18 protein-coding genes and 3 pseudogenes are annotated in these 19,148 nt (G+C 69.9%); 8 read left to right on the top strand and 13 right to left on the bottom strand.

What is annotated here, in order from left to right; genetic code table 11:
* The coding region (locus tag ADY01_RS37135) for a tyrosine-type recombinase/integrase (protein ID WP_234320282.1) at positions 1–800 on the bottom strand (800 nt) is incomplete at its 3' end.
* Positions 782–1,138, bottom strand: a complete 357-nt coding sequence (locus ADY01_RS40645; RefSeq protein ID WP_234320283.1) for an integrase — start codon at positions 1,136–1,138, stop codon at positions 782–784. The genes ADY01_RS40645 and ADY01_RS37135, both read right to left, overlap by 19 nt.
* 221 nt (positions 1,139–1,359) lie before the next feature.
* Between ADY01_RS40645 and ADY01_RS17620 the strand changes: the two genes are divergently transcribed.
* Positions 1,360–1,677 carry a PIN domain-containing protein gene (locus ADY01_RS17620; RefSeq protein ID WP_234320284.1) on the top strand — a complete coding sequence of 106 codons (318 nt, stop codon included), beginning with the start codon at positions 1,360–1,362 and terminating at the stop codon, positions 1,675–1,677.
* A 238-nt stretch (positions 1,678–1,915) separates the two neighbouring features.
* On the opposite strand, the gene ADY01_RS17625 is transcribed toward ADY01_RS17620, so the two are convergent.
* Positions 1,916–2,704 carry a class I SAM-dependent methyltransferase gene (locus tag ADY01_RS17625; RefSeq protein WP_199826255.1) on the bottom strand — a complete coding sequence of 263 codons (789 nt, stop codon included), beginning with the start codon at positions 2,702–2,704 and terminating at the stop codon, positions 1,916–1,918.
* Between the two features lie 14 nt (positions 2,705–2,718).
* Between ADY01_RS17625 and ADY01_RS17630 the strand changes: the two genes are divergently transcribed.
* Complete coding sequence (locus ADY01_RS17630) at positions 2,719–3,069, top strand: recombinase family protein (protein ID WP_234320285.1); 351 nt, start codon at positions 2,719–2,721, stop codon at positions 3,067–3,069.
* A gap of 405 nt (positions 3,070–3,474) precedes the next feature.
* Positions 3,475–3,765, top strand: a pseudogene (locus ADY01_RS37140) (gamma-glutamylcyclotransferase family protein); the annotation flags it as partial.
* Between the two features lie 49 nt (positions 3,766–3,814).
* Here ADY01_RS37140 and ADY01_RS17635 read toward each other — a convergent pair.
* From ADY01_RS17635 to ADY01_RS17645, 4 genes and pseudogenes are all read right to left on the bottom strand, one after another.
* Entirely contained in the window at positions 3,815–4,198 is a 384-nt protein-coding gene (locus ADY01_RS17635) for a VOC family protein (protein WP_234320286.1), read from the bottom strand.
* Positions 4,199–4,278: 80 nt separating this feature from the next.
* Positions 4,279–4,541, bottom strand: a pseudogene (locus tag ADY01_RS37145) (transposase); the annotation flags it as partial.
* Positions 4,542–5,194: 653 nt separating this feature from the next.
* Positions 5,195–5,611: a tetratricopeptide repeat protein gene (locus tag ADY01_RS17640; RefSeq protein WP_234320287.1), complete on the bottom strand. Its 417-nt coding sequence runs from the start codon at positions 5,609–5,611 to the stop codon at positions 5,195–5,197.
* A gap of 177 nt (positions 5,612–5,788) precedes the next feature.
* Positions 5,789–6,124 (bottom strand): hypothetical protein, encoded by a 336-nt coding sequence (locus tag ADY01_RS17645; RefSeq protein WP_049573939.1) that lies wholly within the window; start codon positions 6,122–6,124, stop codon positions 5,789–5,791.
* A 271-nt stretch (positions 6,125–6,395) separates the two neighbouring features.
* Here ADY01_RS17645 and ADY01_RS17650 point away from each other — a divergent pair, with 271 nt between their 5' ends.
* Positions 6,396–8,504 carry a SpoIIE family protein phosphatase gene (locus tag ADY01_RS17650; RefSeq protein ID WP_049573943.1) on the top strand — a complete coding sequence of 703 codons (2,109 nt, stop codon included), beginning with the start codon at positions 6,396–6,398 and terminating at the stop codon, positions 8,502–8,504.
* 59 nt (positions 8,505–8,563) lie between these two features.
* On the opposite strand, the gene ADY01_RS17655 is transcribed toward ADY01_RS17650, so the two are convergent.
* The 5 genes and pseudogenes from ADY01_RS17655 to ADY01_RS17675 all read right to left on the bottom strand — a co-directional run bounded on the left by ADY01_RS17655 (position 8,564) and on the right by ADY01_RS17675 (position 14,733).
* Positions 8,564–10,045, bottom strand: a complete 1,482-nt coding sequence (locus tag ADY01_RS17655) for a TrkH family potassium uptake protein (RefSeq protein ID WP_234320288.1) — start codon at positions 10,043–10,045, stop codon at positions 8,564–8,566.
* 62 nt (positions 10,046–10,107) lie between these two features.
* Positions 10,108–11,670 carry a Trk system potassium transporter TrkA gene (gene trkA, locus ADY01_RS17660; protein ID WP_234320289.1) on the bottom strand — a complete coding sequence of 521 codons (1,563 nt, stop codon included), beginning with the start codon at positions 11,668–11,670 and terminating at the stop codon, positions 10,108–10,110.
* Positions 11,671–11,976: 306 nt separating this feature from the next.
* A pseudogene (locus tag ADY01_RS17665) lies at positions 11,977–12,890 on the bottom strand (integrase core domain-containing protein).
* Positions 12,891–12,991: 101 nt separating this feature from the next.
* A complete protein-coding gene (locus ADY01_RS17670; RefSeq protein ID WP_049573949.1) occupies positions 12,992–13,843 on the bottom strand; it encodes an NAD(P)-dependent oxidoreductase in 852 nt (283 codons plus the stop codon).
* 32 nt (positions 13,844–13,875) lie between these two features.
* Complete coding sequence (locus tag ADY01_RS17675) at positions 13,876–14,733, bottom strand: oxidoreductase (RefSeq protein WP_049573952.1); 858 nt, start codon at positions 14,731–14,733, stop codon at positions 13,876–13,878.
* 102 nt (positions 14,734–14,835) lie between these two features.
* On the opposite strand from ADY01_RS17675, the gene ADY01_RS17680 reads away from it, so the two are divergent.
* The 3 genes from ADY01_RS17680 (at position 14,836) to ADY01_RS17690 (ending at position 17,578) form a co-directional block, all read left to right on the top strand.
* Positions 14,836–15,459, top strand: a complete 624-nt coding sequence (locus ADY01_RS17680) for a TetR family transcriptional regulator (RefSeq protein WP_049573954.1) — start codon at positions 14,836–14,838, stop codon at positions 15,457–15,459.
* A 66-nt stretch (positions 15,460–15,525) separates the two neighbouring features.
* Positions 15,526–16,767 carry a low temperature requirement protein A gene (locus tag ADY01_RS17685; protein WP_049573957.1) on the top strand — a complete coding sequence of 414 codons (1,242 nt, stop codon included), beginning with the start codon at positions 15,526–15,528 and terminating at the stop codon, positions 16,765–16,767.
* A gap of 217 nt (positions 16,768–16,984) precedes the next feature.
* Positions 16,985–17,578: a helix-turn-helix transcriptional regulator gene (locus ADY01_RS17690; protein ID WP_199826256.1), complete on the top strand. Its 594-nt coding sequence runs from the start codon at positions 16,985–16,987 to the stop codon at positions 17,576–17,578.
* 244 nt (positions 17,579–17,822) lie between these two features.
* On the opposite strand, the gene ADY01_RS17695 is transcribed toward ADY01_RS17690, so the two are convergent.
* Positions 17,823–18,311 carry a hypothetical protein gene (locus tag ADY01_RS17695; RefSeq protein WP_049573958.1) on the bottom strand — a complete coding sequence of 163 codons (489 nt, stop codon included), beginning with the start codon at positions 18,309–18,311 and terminating at the stop codon, positions 17,823–17,825.
* Between the two features lie 282 nt (positions 18,312–18,593).
* Between ADY01_RS17695 and ADY01_RS17700 the strand changes: the two genes are divergently transcribed.
* Positions 18,594–19,148, top strand: a 555-nt coding sequence (locus ADY01_RS17700; RefSeq protein ID WP_267888445.1) for a glycosyl hydrolase, incomplete at its 3' end; no start/stop codon positions are given.

The raw sequence follows: 19,148 nt of genomic DNA on the forward strand, positions 1-19,148 counted from the left end.
GCCGGGGGTGCCGGGGGCCGTGTGTGACTGGCTGGGTCCGGCTGAGGGCGGCTTTTTGCGGGTGGCCGTGTCGAATACGTGTCGAAGTTTTTGGCCCCGGGCGCTTGTGGAGCGCTGAGCGCGGTGAGGTCCTGGGCGGCTTCGATGCGCTGGAGGAGGGCTGTCAGCGGCCCGGAGAGGCAACGCGCGTAGGTGGCCAGGAGGACGGGAACGCTGTTGCCGGCCCATTCAGCAGCCTGGGCGGGCGGTATGCCGTTGTTGAGCCAGGTCGTCAGGCAGGTGTGGCGCAGGTCGTAGACGCGCCTGCCCAGCGGTGAGTCGACTTCGTGCGGTGTGAGTTCACTCTTCCGGGCCATGCCCCAGGCCCTGCGGATCACGGAGCCCGCCAGTTCGCCGCCGCGTTCCCTCTGGAACAGGCGATCGCCGGGTCCGAGACCCTCGCGTTCGATGTGCTCGCGCAAGATCTTCACGAGGGCCGGGTGGCAGGGCACCGGCCTGGTATCGCCCTCGGCCCGCCCTTTCAGGTGACGGCGGTCGCGAGGGCGGCCTGAGTCGGTCCACTGTTTGCCGACCTCAGGGCTGACGGTATGGAACAGTAGTTCGCCCCACTGATCCGTGGCGTCCTCCTCCGGGAGGCTCACATCGCTCACCCTCATCGCCACGGCCTCTTCCGGTCGGGGTCCGGCGTAGTACAGCATCGCGAAGAAGGCGTGAAGCCGCTGCCCACCGCGAGGGCGCACGCGAACCCGGGCCAGCAGCCGCGCGGCCTGCATGGCATTGATCAGGCACCGCTTGTCCACCGCTGTGGAGGTTTTGGGACTGGTCCCCTTGCACGCAGCACGCCCCGGCGGATGGCGTACTGCACCATGACGTTGAGGATGCGGCGGTTGCGCTTGACGGTGGATGCCGCCACGGGTGTGCCGTCGAGCTTGGTGTCGAGGGCCTCCAGCAGGTCTTCCACCCCGTCGGCGTCTTCCCAGACCGCCATGGTCGGGGTGTTGCGCTTCACCCAGCGCAGGATGGCGGCCGCCTCGGGAGGTGCGGCTTCCCGGCGGTTGCGGTTGAACGCGTACTCGCGCAGCGCGGTGCGGACTTCAACGGCCTGGAAGGTGCATGGCTCCCTGGCGAGCAGGGTCATGGCGGCGAGCATGCTTCGTTGGCACATGTCGTCCCTCTTCAATAACACTTGGCAGTCGCCTGCCGTTCTGTGGCGGGCCAGGGCCACAGTCTCGAAAGGAACGGAGTTGGGCTCGGCCGGAGATATCTGGTATCGAGAAGGGCTGCGCTCGGATCGCTGCTCGCGGTGTGCCAACCCACCGGGTATGAGATGGTCCGCTCCGCACGGGACAGCGCGGAGCAATGCGCATCAGCACGTGGCCCCACGCCTTCGACTACCTGCGCACAGACGAGGACACCTTCACCCACGCTTTGGAAGTCCAGCGCCACGCGCTCAACGCCGGCTTCCACCGCGCTCTCTCACGACCTGATCTTCTCATCGCCGCCACCGCGGAGCTGAACCGGCTGACGGTCCTCCACTACGACGGCGACTTCGACATGATCGCCTCCCTCACCGGCCAGCCCACCGAATGGGTCGTCCCACCGGGCACCACCGATCGACGAGCACACCGGCTCGTTGGCCCAGTTCCATCACCGGCGTACCGCCCAGGGCCGACGTGATTAATCCCTCGGTGTCATGTCTGGAGAACGACCAACCCGATCAAACGCACCTGCCATAAGGATCGCTTGTCGGAGACAAAAGGCTCACCCCTGTTGACCACCCCGGCCCTTGAGCCACATCGCGAAGCAACCCGTCACAAAAGCTCCAGCCGCAGCCAGGACGACCGGTCCCGCTCACGGGGAAGCGGCCGACGACGAGGACAGCCGACCGCTCCGCAGGGACCGGTCGTTCTGGCTGCTACTCGGGCTGCAGGACGAAGAACAGGAAGCACAGGAAGCGCGGCATGGCCGCGATGGCCTCGGGAAACAGCTCGCGGGCGGCGGGATCAGGATCCGGCTCGCTGATGACCGTGATCCGGAAACCGGCCCCGGTGAAAGCCTCGATCATCGCGTGCAGCGGCCTGTGCCAGCGACTCACCAGGGCGGTCTGGCCGCCTATGGTCCACTCTGCGGTCCACTTGGTGGTGTCGAAGTAGTCGCATTCCGCCTCGCGGCCGACCTCGCGGTGTATGAGGTTGACGGCAAAGGGATGGTCGACGGAAGCGATCAGCCGACCGCCGGGCTTGAGCATGCGTCGCAGCTCGGCCAGCGCCGGCCCCCAGTCCTCCAGGTAGTGCAGCACCAGGGACGCGACCACATCGTCGAACGTGTCATCCAGGTAAGGAAGCGGGCCGCCCAGGTCCGACACCCGCAGGTCCGCACCGTCGCCGAGTCGCTGCCGGGCCAGCTCCAGCATCCCGGCGCTCGAGTCGAAGCCACTCACCATGGCGCCACGGTCGCGCAGCGCGGCATACAGGAGCCCCGATCCGCAGCCGGCGTCGAGGATCCGCCGGCCGGCCACGTCTCCAGCGAGGGCCAGCATCGCGGGACGCTCGTAGTAGGCATTGACCAGGTTGGTTTCATTCACGGCCGTGTACGCCTCGGCGAAGCTGTCGTAGTCGTTGACCTTCGGCGGATCCACACCCACCGCGGACGGCGAGGCCAGCCTGACGGACATCGCCTGCTCTTGGTGCTCGCTGGAGATCATGCTGCGGGAGACGTGTGCCGCACCAGTTCGGTTGCTGCCTGCGGCCAACTGCTGCGCAGCGTCGTCGTACGGGTCGATCTCCTCGCCATGCTTGCCGTGGAACTGAAAGCGAGCACGTCGGCCTGGAGTTCCTCACCGGAGAGCTGAAGGGCTCACACGACCCGTCCGGCATCGTGTTCACCGTGCTCGCGGCCATGTCCGGCATGGAGCGCGAGTACATCCGCGACCGCACCCTGGAAGGCCACGAGTCCGCCCGCAAGCGCGGCAAGACCATCGGCGGCGCCGGGAAAGCAGCGGCGCGTTACGCCGTGGGGCCTGAGGTTGCCCAGCTCCGCGAGCGCGTCGCGCCCATCGTCCAGACATGAGCATCTCGCGCACCGAGGCGTCCTTCGCCATCTTGCGAGAAGCATCCGCCAGCGCGCGTCTGTCCGTGACGGGCGCGGAGCCGATGCGCTTCACGGAGAACGACATCTGGCGACTGCCGAACGGCGTCGTTGCTCGCATCGCCCGTGTTGGCCAGGAGGACGCAGCCACGCGCGAGGTCTTGGTCACCTGGTGGCTCGCCGAGAACGGTCTCCCCGCCGTGACGCCGCTGCCGATCGAGCAGCCGCTCCAAGCCGCCGGCCGACCGGTGACCTTCTGGGAAGAGCTCCCTGCCCACCGCCCGGGTACCGCGACGGAACACGTACCCCCGATCGCCAGCATTGGTGAAGGCGTCCAGCCTGTTCCGCAACGACTCGTCGAGCCACGATCGTCCGGAGGATCGGAACATGAGCCATCTCTTCAAACGATCCAACCCGTCGCAAGCCCATCCACCCTCCGGTCGCCTCGCCGTGCGTCCCGACGTTCTCTTCGTGTATGGCACGCTGCGCTTCCCACGCGTCATCCACGGGCTTCTCGGACGCGTGCTCAGCAGCGCCCCGGACGCGGCGCGCGGCTGGAGGGCCGCCGCCTTGTCGGGCCGTGTCTACCCAGGGCTCGTTCCCTCGACCGCCTGCGATGCCGCTCCGGGCCTCCTGTACACCGACCTCGCTGACGGCGAGTGGAGCATCCTCGATCGTTTCGAGGACCCTCGGTCTTCCCGTTCTGAGCCGGGTCAAGCCCCGCCGGTCATGCCTCGTCGAAGCACAGGCAGAAGGGGTGTCCGGCAGGGTCGAGCATCACCCGGACGTTCTCCTGCGGCTGGAACTCCGCCACGGTGGCGCCCAAGGCGACCGCCTCGGCGACGGCGGAGTCCAGGTCGCCGACTTGGAAGTCGAAGTGCATCATCGGGCGCTGTTCCCCGGCGACCGGAGGCCAGACCGGAGCCCGATAGCCCTCCGCCTGCTGGAACACGAAGAACGGTCCTTGCGGGGAGGCGGCGACGATGGCTGTTCCAGGCTCCTCGTGTCCGATGTGCCAGCCAAGGAGCTCGGCGTAGAACTTCGCCAGGCCACTGGGGTCCAGCGCCTCGATCGTCGTTCCCCACCACATGCCACCGGTTCGAGATCTCATGCCAGTAGTCTGCCCCCTGATCACGATCGTGTCGTGCGCTTGGTGCGCTTGATCGGGCAGTTGTCGAGGGCCGCGCGGTGTCAGGCGGCTACGGTCTCCTCGCGCTCGACCAGGACGCCGTTCTCGAACCGCGCGCCCGCCCGGACCAGGGCGACGAGATGGGCGCCGGTGACCGCGCGCCAGCCGCGGGTGACCTTAGTACGAAGCTTGACCTGTAGATCTCCTGCATCGCCTTCGTCGCGCCCGGTTGTGCGGACTTCGGCAGGGCGTTCGTGACATTCCGGGTCTTGTGGACCCAGCACCGCTGGTGACGGGCAGCCGGGAACACCTCAGCCAGCGCCTTCAGTTCCTTGGTGCCGTCCAGGCGCACACCCATCAGCACCAGGACGCGGGAGTGCGCCCCGGCTGACGAAGCAGTGGCAGGACGACCACGCAGCCTTCCAGCAGCGCGACGTCGCCGACAGCGACTACGTGTGGGCGGACGGGATGCATCCCAAGGTCCGGCTCGGGCAGGGTGCAGGCGCTACGGTCGATACGCGCTGGCGCACACCTTCTCCCGTCCGGTTCGGGACCCTCCCCGAAAGGGCGCGGCGGCTGCGGCACCGGTCACGCCCTGCGTCCGCGGTACGGGGACGCAGGTACCGGGGCGGATGCCGCCGCCCGCTCACGCCTGCCGCGACGCCAGCTCCACCACCGCGCGCTCGCCCCCACATCCGTACGACCGTTCGCGACCTCCTTCGGCTCGGCTTCTCCGCCGCAGGTCAGTGGAGGCGGCGTCGGTGGGGAGAGCAGCGTCAGCGGGGGAAAGAAACGCGCGGTACCGGCGGGCGTCGGGCCGGCATTCGGAACGGGCGTGACGACCGGGCCCGGGCTCCCCGCTGCGGCCACGTCGCGCGGTGACTCCCGTGGCGCGGTGACTCCCGTGGCGCGGTGCACTCCCGCGCCCGTGGCGAGCGGTCGGGGCTCGCCGGCCACGTGGGTGCGGCGCCGCTGTCGTCACTCCGTGCCCTGGCTGCCGCCTTCCGCTTCCTCCCGCCAGCGGACGGCGGCGCGCTGGGACACGACGGTGTAAATGTAGTCGGGTCCGTGCACTCGCTCCATGTCAAGCGCCAGCCGTTCGAACGCCTCGGCGGCACCGGCCGCGTCCCCGGCCCTGCCGCGCAGGTTGGCCAGGTTGTGCCGAGTGGTGAGGACCTGGGGGTGGTCTTCGCCCAGCGCCCGCACCCGCTCGGCGAGCAGCTGCTCGGAGATTTCCAGGGCGCCGGCCAGGTCCCCGATCTCGCTCAGGTAGTGGGCCCGGTGCCGGAGCGCCGCGGTATCGGGGTGTTCTTCGCGCAGCGCCCGATCCCGCTTGTCCAATTCCTTCTCCGCCTGCCCGAAGGGCTCCGCCGGCGCGAAGGGGTTGCTCAGCACTCTCTTCACCCGCACCGCAAGAAGCGCGGCCCCCACCGCCGCGACCGTATACGTGATCCCCCATCTCCACGACACGTCAGGCACGCCTCCTTCGCTCCACGCCGTCCGGTCGGCGCCCATCACATGGTGTCGGCCGTTGTGGGCCCGCCATCTCCATGGACGCTCCGACGGCCCGCGTCAGTTGCGCCGGGCCCACCGCGGAGGCCGGAACGCGGCGGCTGCGGCCCCGGTCACGCCCTCGTCATTGACCTCGCTTGCACGTAGCTCTTCCAGGACGACGCTGGCGACCTGCGGAGCGGCCGTGTAGGAGCGACGCCGATCGTCACGGCTGAAGGGCATGCGGTGCCTGCCCACGAGTTGCCCGGTGGTGTTGGCCCAGCGGACGCACGCATCGATCCGTTCCCTGACCCCCGTCCCACCGGGGTCCAGGTAGTCCTGTACGACCCGCTTCTCGATGGGTTCTCCCGGAGTCATGCAGATCCGATGGACGAAGACCTGGACGTCGAGGGTCATCGAAAGACCTCGCACCCACGTTCGGACCATCGCCTCGCGTAGCCGTTTCGCCGAGTCGTTTCCGTAACGGTTCGGGCTGACCGTGCAGTGGAGCATGCCCGCCAGACGGCACCCGCCTGGCCGGCCAGAACGCGGGCGATCTTCGCGCACATCAGGCACAGGCGCCGGTCGTCTCCCCGCCGGTGCCGCCATGTGACGGCGGCCCATATGCGCCCTGTGTCACTTCATGTTCTCGTGTGTGGTGAGTGTCGCTGAGCTGGGAGGTGAGGGCGTGCGGGCTCGTGTCGGCTTCGGTGTCGACGTCCTGGACAGCGCGCTGATCCAGGTCGTGCGGGAGTCCGATGCCTCGGTGGGGATGGTGTATGTGCTGCCGCCGGGGGAGGGCGTTCTCCGCATGGCGGTGGTGACCGGAGGGCTGCAGAACCTCGTCGCGGACTGGACGCGGGTCGCTCTGGACGCTCCCATCCCGGTGGCCGACGCCGTGCGCGAGCGGCGCCTGGTGTGGCTCGACAGCCGTGAGGAGCTGGCCAACCGCTACCCGCGCCCAGCGCTCGTGCTCCCCTACAAGTTCGCGGTGGCGGCCCTCCCGATCACCGATGGCGCCGGGCCGTCCGGAGCACTGGTGCTGGCCTGGCCCGGCGCCTACCCGGGGCAACCCGCCCCGCCGCACGAGGCGGTGCTGCGCGCCTGGTGCGAGCGGATGAACGAGATCCTGCGGCAGGCGGCCGACCGCGGCCACCCCCTGCGGCCCGGCCCCTCGCCCCGGATCCTGGCCACGCCACGGGCCCAGGTTCCTGGCCCTCTCAAGGGGACCGAGGCGCTGGCGTTCGTCGACCGGCTGCCCGGCGGCTGCTGCGGGCTCGACCTCAACGGGGAGATCACCTTCGTGGACGCCACCGCGGCCGAGCTGCTCGGCACGCGCGAGTCAGAGCTTCTCGGCTCTCTGCCCTGGGAGGTTCTGCCCTGGCTGGACGGCCCGGCGTTCGAGGACCGCAGCCGGGCCGGGGCGGTGAGCCGCGAACCCCAGTCCCTCACCGTCCAGCACCCTTCGGGCCGGTGGCTGGAGCTCCAGTGCCACGGGGACGAGTCCGGCACCAGCGTCTACATCACCCCCACCGATGTCGACCACGCCCCTGAGCCCGGGGAGTCCACGCCGCCGGCGCCGACCGGCGCGACCCGCGCCCACGAGCTCTACCATCTGATGCACCTGGCCGCCTCGCTCACCGAGGCCGTGGGGGTGCGGGAAGTCGTCGACAGGGCGGCCGAGCAGCTCATGGCGGCGTTCGGCGTCCAGGCCCTCGCCCTGCTCAAGGCCCATGCGGGCCGACTGTCCATCATCGGCCACCGCGGCTACAGCACCGAGCTCATGCGGCGCTTCGACGACGCCCCGCTCACCGGTGACGCCCCCGCCGAACGCGTCCTGGCCACCGGTACCCCGAGCTTCTTCACCACCTTCGCCGACCTCAAGCGCGCCCATCCCCCGGCCGTCCACCAGGACGGCATGGCCTCATGGGCCTTCCTGCCCCTCATCGCCTCCGGCACCGCCGTCGGCTCGCTCGTCCTCGCCTACGAACGGCCACACCCGTTCCCTACCGAGGAACGCGCCGTCCTCACCTCGGTGGCCGGGCTGATCGCCCAGGCCCTGGACAGGGCGCGGCTCCACGACGTCGAGCACCACCTCACCCGCAGCCTCCAGGAGTACCTGCTGCCCCGCGCGCTCCCCCGCGTCGAGGGCCTCGACGTGGCGGCCCGCTACCTCCCCGCCACCCGCGCCATGGACATCGGCGGCGACTTCTACGACCTCATCCGCGTCGACGACACCACCGTGGTGGCCGCCATCGGCGACGTCCAGGGACACAACGTGAACGCCGCCGCCCTCATGGGCCAGGTCCGCACGGCCGTCCACGCCAGCGCCGGCGCACCCCCCGGCGAGGTCCTCACCCGCACCAACCACCTGCTCACCGACCTCGCCCCGGACCTGTTCACCACCTGCCTGTACGCCCACCTCGACCTGCGCCGCGAAACGGCCCACCTGGCCAACGCCGGCCACCCCCCACCCATCCTGCGGTACCCGGACGGACACACCGACATCCTGCGGCTGCGTCCCGGACTGCCCCTCGGCATCGACAGCCGGGCCGAATACCACGCCGACCAGATCCCGCTGCCCACCGGGGCGGTGCTCGCCCTGTACACCGACGGCCTGATCGAGACCCCCGGCGCCGACATCGACGACGCGATCGCCGACCTGGCCGGTCAACTCACCGACGCCGACCTCCCCGGCGTGGACGCCCTCGCCGACGCCCTCATCGACCGCTCCGAACGCGCCGCCACCCGCGCGGACGACATCGCCCTCCTCCTGATCCACCCCCGATCGTTGTGAGCGCTGGGGTCCTCAGCCGGAGCCGCAGGCAGAACGGTGGGACGAGCCGCCCATAACTCCTAGGCACGCCAGTAGCTGCGGCGGAGCAACACTGCCAGGGGAACGATCTCGATACGGCCGAGGAACATGAGGGCGGTGAGGATCGCCTTCGACGGGTCCCCGAGCGGCGCGTAGGAACCGAACGGGCCCATCTGGCCGAAGGCCGGGCCGATGTTGCCGAGGCAGGACGCGGCGGCGCCGAGCGCGGTGAACGCGCCGGTGCCGGTAGTGCTCGCTTCGGCGTCGAGGGCGAGGCCGAGCGTCCCGAGCGCGAACGCGAGCAGGTAGAGGACGACGAACACGAGCGCCGAGCGGAGCGCGGGGTTGTCGACCACCCGGCCGCTCACGCGCACCGGGATGACGGCGTCGGGGTGGACGGCTTGCTCCAGTTCGCGGCGGGCGAAGCGAAAGAGGATCAGGTGGCGAATGACCTTGATCGAACCACTGGCCGACCCGGCGCATGCCCCGATGAACATCAGCGCCAGTAGAGTGAGCGTTGCGCGCGTTCCCCAGGTCGACCAGTCCAGCGTCGCGAAGCCGGTGGTGGTCATCACCGAAACCGTCTGGAAGGCCGCGTGCCGGACGCCGCCGGGCCCGTTCACCGTGCCGTCGGCGAGCAGCCCGGCAGCCAGGACGGATGTGCCCACGACGAGCAGACCGAGATACAGGCGCAGTTCCTCGTCGCGAGCGGCAGCCCGGATGTGGCGCAGTGCGGCGAGGCGGTACAACCGCAGCAGGTTCACCCCGGCCAGCGCCATCAGCCCGCAGAGCACCCACTGCGTTACCGGCGCGAGGCCCTGAGCCGAGTCGGCCCGAGGGGCGAACCCACCGAGGGCCACAGCGGACGTCGCGTAGGAGAACGCGTCGAAGAGGCCCATCCGCTGATCCAGCCCCGCCCACCCCAGGCCAGCCAGGACCAGGACGCCGGTCACCGTCACCGTGAGGTAGACCTTCCACAGCCGTCTGGCGGTTCCGCGAATGGTCGCGCCGAGCGATTCGACCTCGATCGGTCCCTGTAGCTCGGAGCGCAGGAGTTCGCGGCCGCCGATGCGCAGACGCGGCAGGACCGCGAGCGCGAGGACGATGATTCCCAGACCGCCCAGCCAGCCGGTGAGCTGGCGCCAGAACAGCATGTCGAGTCCGAGCGCGCTCACGTCGGTCAAGACGGTCGCCCCGGTAGCGGTGAACCCCGACATCGCCTCGAAGTAGGCGTCGACTGGGTGATCGAGCTGCGGGACATTGCCGAGCACGAACGGCAGCGCGCCGAACGCGGGCACGACGAGCCAGACCGCGACGACGACGAGGAATCCCTCCCGGACGTCCAGCGGGGGCCGCTTGCCCGTCAGACGCTTGAGCGCCAGGCCCGTCACAGCTACCGCGAGTCCGGTGATGAGGAAGGGCCATGGGGGCTCGCCGGCTGCGAGCGCGACGGCTGCTGGGACGACGTACGCGCCCGCGAACCAGGTGAGCACGGTACCGACGACGCCCAGCGTTGTCCGCACGTCGACACCGACTCGTGTGTGCGGGCGCCACCGGCGCCGACGCGGCGACGAGCGCGACGGCGTCACAGGTCGCGCTTGATCGCGGGGACGCGTTCGGGCTCGGTGAGGAGGATGGCGCGGTCCCCGGGCCGCAGCTCGTCCTCACCGTCGGGGAAGAACACCCTGCTGTCGCGGACGAGCGCGCCCACGTCGGCCCCGGGAAGCGCGTCGACGGGGCGGTGCGCGAATCGGCTGCCGGGCCGGACGGTGATGGCGTGCACCTCGAAACGGTCGTCCTCCAGCATCGCCATCTGGTGTGTGTGCTCGGCGAACGTGAAGCGGACCATCTTCTCCGCGGTCTCGTCACCCGGGTCGACCGTTACGTCGACGCCGGCAGCCTCGAAGACCTCAGCGGCGGCGGGGTCGCGCAGGATCGTCAGCGTGACTTCGACCCCGTGGACCTTTGCCAGCACCGCCGCGTGCAGGTTGCGCGAGTCGTCGCCGCTGGCGCACACCGCCGCTCTTGCCGCACCGATGCGCTCGCGGCGCAGGAACGCGGAGTCGAGGCCCGTCGCGTGGAAGACCTGTGCTCGATCGAGCGCCTCGGCGGCCGCGTGCGCTCGTGCCGTATCCGGCTCGATCAGCCGTACGTGGATCCCTTTGTCGAGCAGCATTCGAGCGATGGCCGTCCCTGCGCGACCGGCGCCGAAGAGCGCGATGTCGTCGATGGGATCGGCCCCGGTGACCAGTCGGCTCCACGTGCGCGCTGCGGGAAGGGACGCCATCACGATCACCCGATCACCGGGCCGCACCGCCTCGTGCGCGGTCGGTCTGATTCGGCTGCCGCCGCGCACGATGGCGACCACCCGGGATGCCGCGGGGAGGTCCGCGTCACGCAGGGGGCGGTCGGCGAACTGCGGCGGTTTCGTCTCGGGGACGTCGAGGCCGAGCACGACCACCTCGCCGTCGGCGAAGAAGTCCACATGGCGGGCCCCCGGCACATCGAGGACACGCGCGACGGCGCTTGAGGTCTCGAACGCCGTCGAGACGAGGAGGTCCACATCAAGATCACCCGCACGCCAGGCGGCCAGGTAGTCCATCTCGGTGGCACGCACAACCGTCCGCGCCGACGACAGCCGACGGGCGAGCATGGCGGTCACCAGGTTGACCTCATCTCGCGACGTGCATGCCAGGACGAGATCGGCGTCGGCTACACCGGCTTGGAGAAGCGTCTCGCGCCGGGCACCACTACCCTGCGTGATCCGCACGTCGTAGGCGTGTGAGACGGCGTCCAGGCGTGCCTTGTCGATGTCGATCACCGTACAGTCGTGCTCCTCGGCGAGCGACTTGACCACGGTGAGACCGACCTGGCCCGCACCCACCACGATGACCTGCATACCAGCATCGTGGCACGCATGGATGCCAGCCGCCGCGGCATCAGCGACGGAGCGGTTCGTGAAGGAGCCGACCTGTCCGAAGCTGGAACGGTTCTCCCTCGGCCACGAGGACCACGAGCTGAAGCGGGAAGCGGCCCGCGTACCTCTGACGCCCGGGGGTTCGCGGTTCAGACGTCCAAGGTCCCCTACCTGAGTCTGTTCGAGGCAAGACCGGCCAGGCTGCCTGCCCACCGGCCGGGTGAGCTTCATTCGCCCTCATCGTGCATCAGTGTCACCGCGCAGGCGTTTGTGTCGGGCCGCGAGTATGAGTACCAGAGCCTGGCCGAACGCGAACGCCAGGTCGGCCAGGAACGCTCCCACCGGTCAAGCGGCACCGGCGGGAGAGGCCGAGCCGATTACGAGAGCCACGAAGAGGATGTCGGGCACCGTGCCGAGCAGGACGACCCGAACACCGCACCTCGGAGGAGCCGCGGTGTCATGAATCCACTGAACGCTTTGAGCGATGCCGGGGTGTCCAGCCCGTCGACGACCGGTGCGTCTCCCTCACCGGATGCGTCAACGATCCTTACGAAGCAACGGGCTGTATTGACCCGCAGGGTTGTTGACTCGGCTGATGGGCGGCTGACCACCGAGCGCGGTGTGGCCGCGGTGATGGTTGTAGGTGTGGATGAATTCCGCCAAGGCATCGGTGCGTTCGGTAGTGCTGGAGTACGGGCGCACGTGGGCCCATTCGTCCAGCAGGGTGCGGTTCAGGCGTTCCACCTTGCCATTCGTTGGCGGGCGGTAGGGCCGGGTGCGCTTGTGGATGATGCCAGCGTCGCTCAGGGTCTGCGCGAACAGCCTGGACCTGTAGCAGGAGCCGTTGTCGGTGAGGGCCTCGCTGCAGGCGAGGCGGGAGTGATCGTCGACGGCGGTGTGGATGAAGCTGTAGCCGATCACCGGGCTGCCGCCTTTGCGCGCTGGTCGTGGCCTGCCGGTTGGCGCCGGCCTGCTGCCGCGGCATGATCCGATGCCCGCCGCCGTCGGGGATGTTGCCGAGCTTCTTGATGTCGACGTGGACCAGTTCACCTGGGCGTGATCGCTCGTAGCGGCGGATGATCTGGCCGGTGGGGCGGTCCATCCACCGCAGACGGTCGAGGTTGTGCCGGGTCAGGGCGCGGTGGACGGTCGAGGCGGGCAGTCCCAGGATCGGGCCGATCCTGGCCGGGCCGAGTTTTCGCTCACGCCGCAGGTCGCAGATGCGGGACTCGACATCGGCGGGGGGCGCGGTGCGGAGTTGTCCGTGGTCGGCTGGGGCGGTCATACAGGCCGGTGTCACCTTCGGCTCGCCAGCGACGGACCCGCTTGTGGGCCGTGGCGCGGGAGATGCCCATCTCGTCGGCCACGTGGGCGACGGACCTACCGGCCCGGACCCGTTCGACGAGGAGCCGTCTGCCGTGGACGGTCAGCCGGGCATCGGGGTGGGACAAGAAGACCTCTGCGGTGATGTGTGTGGACTGGGCGCCGCTCTCCGACCGGACGGCTCCCGCAGGCCCGGTCAGAGAGCGGCTGGTGCGGCTGTTGGGGGACGTCAGTGCGGTGCGACCGCGCGAGCAAGGGCGACCAGGCCGTGGGATCCGTCGACGGCGCGGGCGGTGACGTCGTCGGCCTGGGCGTGGTGGGGTGCGACGGCGTCGGCGAACAGCTGCATGTCGATGAGTTGCAGCTTGGTGAGGTGCTCGGCGTTGTCGACGGTGATCGCGGCGTTCAGGGAGGTGAGGGCGGCGCTGGTGGCGCTGCCGGTACCGAGCACCTCAAGGAGCCTGGGCAGGTCCAGGTGGACGCGCTGCGCGACCTCGATGATCTCCTCGATGCTGCGCTGGTTCATCATCATCAGCGCATTGTTGAACAGCTTGGCCAGCTGCCCGCTGCCCGCGCCGCCCATGTAGACGACGCTGGTCGAGAACGACTGGAAGATGCCTTCGCAGCGCTTGGCCTGGGTCTCGTCGCCACCGACCATGGTGGTCAAGGTCTTGGCGAGTGCGCCGGCACGGGCTCCGCTGACTGCGGCGTCCAGGACGTGCACGTCGTGGGCGGCGCAGAGGCGAGTGAGTTCCCCGGCGAAGGCCGGCAGGCCGGTGCCGTGGTTGACCAGGACGGAGCCCGGCTTCATGTGCTCCAGGAGGCCGCCGTCGAGGACGACGCTGCGTACGTCCTCGTCCTCGGGCAGGCACAGGCAGAGGATGTCGCAGGCGGCGGCGAGGTCGGCGGCGCCGGCATGGGCGGTGTAGGGGACGCCGTCGAGTATGGCGAGGGAGGCGGGGCGGCGGGCCCAGGCGTGCAGCGGGTGGCCCGCTTCGGCGATGGCGCGGGCCATGGGGCCGCCCTGGTCGCCCAGGCCGATGAAGCCGATGCGCTCCGGGGTGGCGGTGGTCGCGGACATGGGAGGACCTTCTTGCGTGAGGGCGGCCGGGTTCAGCTGCCGATGGCGTCGAGTTCGGCGATGGCGTCGGCGGGCAGCTTGAGGTCGGCCGCGGCGATGTTCTCCCGCAGGTGGGCGCGTGAGGAGGTGCCGGGGATGACGATCGAGGTGGCCGAGCGCTGCAGCAGCCAGGCGAGGGCGACCTGCTGAGGAGTAGCGTCCAGGCGGCGGGCGATGTCGGCGAGGACGTCGGACTGGAGCGGGGTGAAGCCGCCGAGCGGGAAGAACGAGGCGAAGGCGATGTGTTCGCGGGCGGCGTGGTCCACCAGGTCGTCGTCCTGCCGGTTGACGAGGTTGTACAGGTTCTGCACCGCGACGACCGGGGCGATGGACTGCGCCTCGGTCAGCTGTGCGGCCGATACGCCGCTGAGCCCGAGGTGCCGGATCAGGCCCCGCTCGCGCAGCTCGGCCAGTGCGGTGAACTCCGCCGCGATCGATTCCTCGGTCGTCCCCTCGTGGGAGCCGGTGCGCAGGTAGGCCACGTCGAGTGTGTCCACACCGAGGTGGGTGAGGTTGTCGTGGACCTGGGTGCGCAGGCTCTCGGGGTCCGTCGAGGGGATCCATGAGCCGTCGTTGCCGCGCAGGGCGCCGACCTTGATGGCGATGGTGACGCCGTCGTAGGGGTGCAGGGCCTCCTTGATGATCTCGTTGGTGACGGCCGGGCCGTAGAAGTCGGCGGTGTCGAAGTGGGTGACGCCGAGCTCGACGGCCTCACGCAGCACGGCGACGGCTTCGGCGCGGTCGCGCGGCGGGCCGAAGACGCCCGGTCCGGCGAGCTGCATCGCCCCGTAGCCCATGCGCGAAATAGTCAGGCCGTCCGCCAGAGTCAGCGTCTCAAGTGTGTTTGCCATGGTCAGGCATCTTCTTCCTGGATATAACTAACTGGTTACCTACAACGCTAGCACGATTCGGACGTATGTACCTAGTTAGTTACATCGGGGTATGGTGAGGTCATGACTGACGCCGGAACCGACACCGAAGCCCTGCCCGCACCCAGGCGCCACCCGCGCGACGCCGAGGCGACCAGGGCACGGCTGCTGGCGGCAGGCACGCAGGAATTCGCCGAGCACGGCTTCGCCGGTGCCCGCATCGACCGCATCGCCGAGCAGGCGGGCGCGAACAAGCGCCTCATCTACATGTACTTCGGAGACAAGGACGCCCTGTTCTCGGCGGTCCTGAAGGCTGAGATCGCCAAGCTCATCGAGGCGGTCCCCTTCATCCCCGACGACCTCGCGGCATTCGCCGCGGCCCGCTTCGACTACGTGCTGGCCAACCCGCACGTCGGCCGACTCGCCTCGTGGCGCATCTTGGATCCCGCTGGGCCCACCGAAGAAGAGCAGCTCAGCTACCAGGCACGGGTCGACGCGATCGCCGAGGCCCAGGCCGCAGGCAAGATCAATCGTCGGATCCCCGCCGTGGACCTGTTCGCCATGGTCCTGCGGACCAGCGAGAGCTGGATCAGCGCCCCACCGGGACTGCGCGCCTTGGCGGGCGACAACCCCCAATCCCCCCGGCGCATCGAGGAACACCGCGCGGCGCTCATCGAGGCCGTACGCAGTTTCACCGCACCGCACTGAGCAGCGCCGGGTTCCTGAAGCCCACCCCTGAAGACGTCCCGCGCTGAGAAAGACGAGGGCCGCGCGATGGCCGCCAACGACCACACACCGGACGACGACTCGCGGGCGAGTGCGGTAGGAGAACGACACGCCGGCTGGCTGGAGCTCTTCTACGACCTGCTGTTCGTCGCCCTCGTCGCCCAGCTCGCCCACCCGCTCGTAGAGCACCCCGGCTGGGAGGCCGCGCTGCGGATGCTGGCCCTGTTCCTGCCCGCCTGGTGGGTGTGGATCGAATCGACGCTGTACTCCAACCTGACCGGGGAAGGCGGCATCGAGCGCCGGATCGCCTGGCTGGCGCAGATGGCGGCCCTGCTGGTGATGGCCGCAGCGGCGACCCCGGCCGCCCACGGCGACCCGGCCATGTACGCGGGGGCCTACGCCGCCACCCGGGTCGTCCTGCTCATCCTCCGGTTCGTTCTGCGCGGCAAGGGGCCGGCGGGCGGATCCAACTGGCCCCTGCTGATCTCGGCCGCTCTATGGGCCGGATCCACCATGCTGCAGCCGCCCCTCACCTACCTCCTGTGGCTGGCCGGGCTCCTGGTCGAGATCACCCCGTGGCTCGGGCGCTCGCACGGAACCTCTCAAGTGCAACGCTGGCTGACAGACGGCCGCATCGAAATCAGCCACCTCGTCGAGCGGTTCGGCCTGTTCGTCATCATCGTGCTCGGCGAAGGCATCGCACTGATCATCGCGTCAATCGCCCAGGCGAATACCGCACCGGCGGCAGTGATCACCGGCCTGGCCGCCTTCCTCGCCCTCGCCCTCCTGTGGTGGCTCTACTTCGACTTCGGCTCCGCCGTGGCCGAGAAGACCATGACGTCGCGCCCCGAAGAAGCGTTCCGGCTCACCCGGGCGATCTTCATCATCGGGCACTTCCTGCCCGTCGCCGCCCTCACCGCCTTCGCCGCCGGACTCAGCGGCCTGGTCACCGCCGCCGCCCAAGGTCACAACGCCAGCGCATCGCTGAGGCTCTGCGCCGCCGCACTGGCGACCTACCTGACGAACAACGCCATCCTCGGCCTCACCCAGATCCGATACCCCATTACTCGGGTGGTTGCCTGGCTGCTGCCCAACCTCATCCTGCTCGGCGCCCTGGCCCTGCTCGCCGATCACCTCCCGCCGGCCGTGGCACTCCTCCTGATCACCGCATTCCTCATGCTGGAGATGGTCCTGTCGGCACAGCGGGTCAGGCGCCTCACAACCTCCGCGCCCGACGCAGCGGTTCCCAGCGAGAAGCAGCCAAACGGCCCGTCGACTTCAACACGCTGACCCGCCAACCTGGCGCGCCGGTTGGATCGAAACCACTGTCAACAACGCTCGTGGTCGATACAACTAGGTCACCGGCGGTGGGCCCGCTGCGAGGACCGCATCCGCACCGCCCGCAACACCGGCCTGCGCAACCTGCACCTGGACGACACAGCGCAGAAGCTGGTCACAGCTTCCACCTTCGGTTGGTAGTCCTGCCACCCACTGGCCCTGGACCGATGTGATCACCAGCGCCCTCGACCGGCTCAATTCCCTCTCCAACCCAGGCTGGACCAGCACCTTCCCGTCTCCGCAAGCAGCCCCCGCACCTGAGCCGTGGAACCCGGCGCCCACCCGGCGCGACGACCGGGCCACCACCATGCCCGAGGTGTCGCATGCGAGGCGAGCGCGCAGCGGGAACCGCCTTGAACCCGAGCCATTCGACCGGCTGCCCGGCTTCGACCTGGCCGCCTACTGGCGAACGTATCTGGAGCGGTTCGACGCGCGCCGCCACCGGGGCGAGGCGACGATGCGCGTCTCCCCAGCGGCCCTCAACCGCCTGCCCCACCTGAGGGAACCGGCCGCGGCCGAGGCGGCCGGACGCACCGCCTCCTCCCCGGGCACCGATGGCTGGTGCCGAGTCGTCGTCCCGATCGAGACCGTCGAGCAGGCCCTCCCGGAGATCCTCAAGCTGGGCGCCGAGGCCGAGATCCTCACGCCCGAGACACTCCGATCGCGCGTGGTGAACATCGTGCGTGAGCTGGCCGCCCTCTATGCCATGGCGGAGACGGACACGGACGAAGGGACGGACCGGCACCCCGCGTCCGCCATCTGATCGAACGGAGAGCCCGCGTGATCATGTGGAGTCGCGGGGCGTCCCACTCGGCGGGGAGGCCGCCGCGGACACGGTCGGCTTGATGCGCGAGGCACCCCGATCCACCGTCGAGTGGTGTGCACGAGTGTCGACAGCACCGGGCCACGTGCCAGGGGAACATCGGGGTGCCCCCGGTGAAGGGACTGCTCATGCCGCGGAGGTCGAAGGTGGGGCTGTGCCCGGCGGTGACGCGGGGCCGGGCCGGTCAGCCGCGTGTGCGGCGCCGGTAGTAGTGCAGCGTGACGGCACCCAGCAGCGGACCCCACGCCGCCATCGGCAGGTAGCAGGCGTTCATCAGCCACTCTCCCCACGGCGTGATGGCCATCTCGGCGTGCAGTGTCGTCCAGACGAAGAGCACGCCGTAGACCGTGCACGCGAGTGCCCCGATGCCCGCCGGGACGACGGCGGCGAGCACGGGGATGCGGCGGCCCCTCAGCCACGGGACCCAGCCCGGCCACACCTCCCCCCACGGCCGCACCAGGCCCAGCGTCAGGTAGGCCAGGGCCGCCTGCAGCACGGACAGCAACGGCACGACGAGATACCCCCAACCCGGGATGAGCATCGCGTCGTACTCGGACTCGGCGAGCCCCAGCGGTAGGCCGAGCACCAGGGAGAGGCGCCACAGGGCGGACGGCAGGGAGCCCCACAGGGCCGCGGCCGCCGCCCGCCGGGCCCACGAGGGAACGGGCCACATCCGACCACGGAGCGGTGCGGTGTCCGCCTGCGGTCCGACGCCCGCGGGCACGGGTCAGACCCCGGACCGACACGGGACCCGAGCCCGAGTCACCGGCTCGGGCGGCGCGTGTGACGTGAACGTGTGAACGCGTGCACGCGTATTGACATCGCCGCACACGGTTGGGGATCCTGCGGTGAATCGATTCAAGCGAACAATCAAGCCAGGCCCTCGACGGGGGAGTTGATGCCCCCCTTCCAGAGGAGGCACATGATCCGCCGACGTACCGTCCTGCTCGGTTCCATGGCAGTGACGACTTCCGCAGCGATGTCCCAAGCCCTCGGCGCCGGCCGGGCCGAGGGGGCCGCAGAGACTTCCGGAGGGGCCGACGGCCTCGGCTGGGGCCCCGTCACCTCGCAGACACGGCCGTGGACCCGCTGGTGGTGGCTCGGCAGCGCCGTGACCGAAACGGGGCTGGCCGGGCACCTCCGCGCGTTCGCGGAGGCGGGCCTCGGCGGGGTGGAGATCCAGCCCATCTACGAGGCGCAGGGCCAGGAGGACCGGGTGCTGCCGTTCCTCGGCCCGGAATGGCTCGCCGCGCTGGACGCCGCCACCCGCCATGCGCGGGACCACGGCCTGGGCGTCGACCTCACGGCGGGCTCGGGCTGGAACATCGGCGGCCCCTGGATCACGCCCGAACTCGGCGCGGGACGGGCCCTGGTGGAACGGTGGCAGCTCGACGAGGGGCAGCGGCTCGACGCGCCGGTGCGCGCCGAGCAGCCGCCGCACCCGGGACTCATCGACGAGGAACGGCTGTCCCGGCCGGATTTCCGCCCCCCGATGGACCCCCTTCCCGAC

It is taken from the genome of Streptomyces sp. SBT349 (assembly GCF_001083795.1).
Lineage (GTDB): Bacteria > Actinomycetota > Actinomycetes > Streptomycetales > Streptomycetaceae > Streptomyces.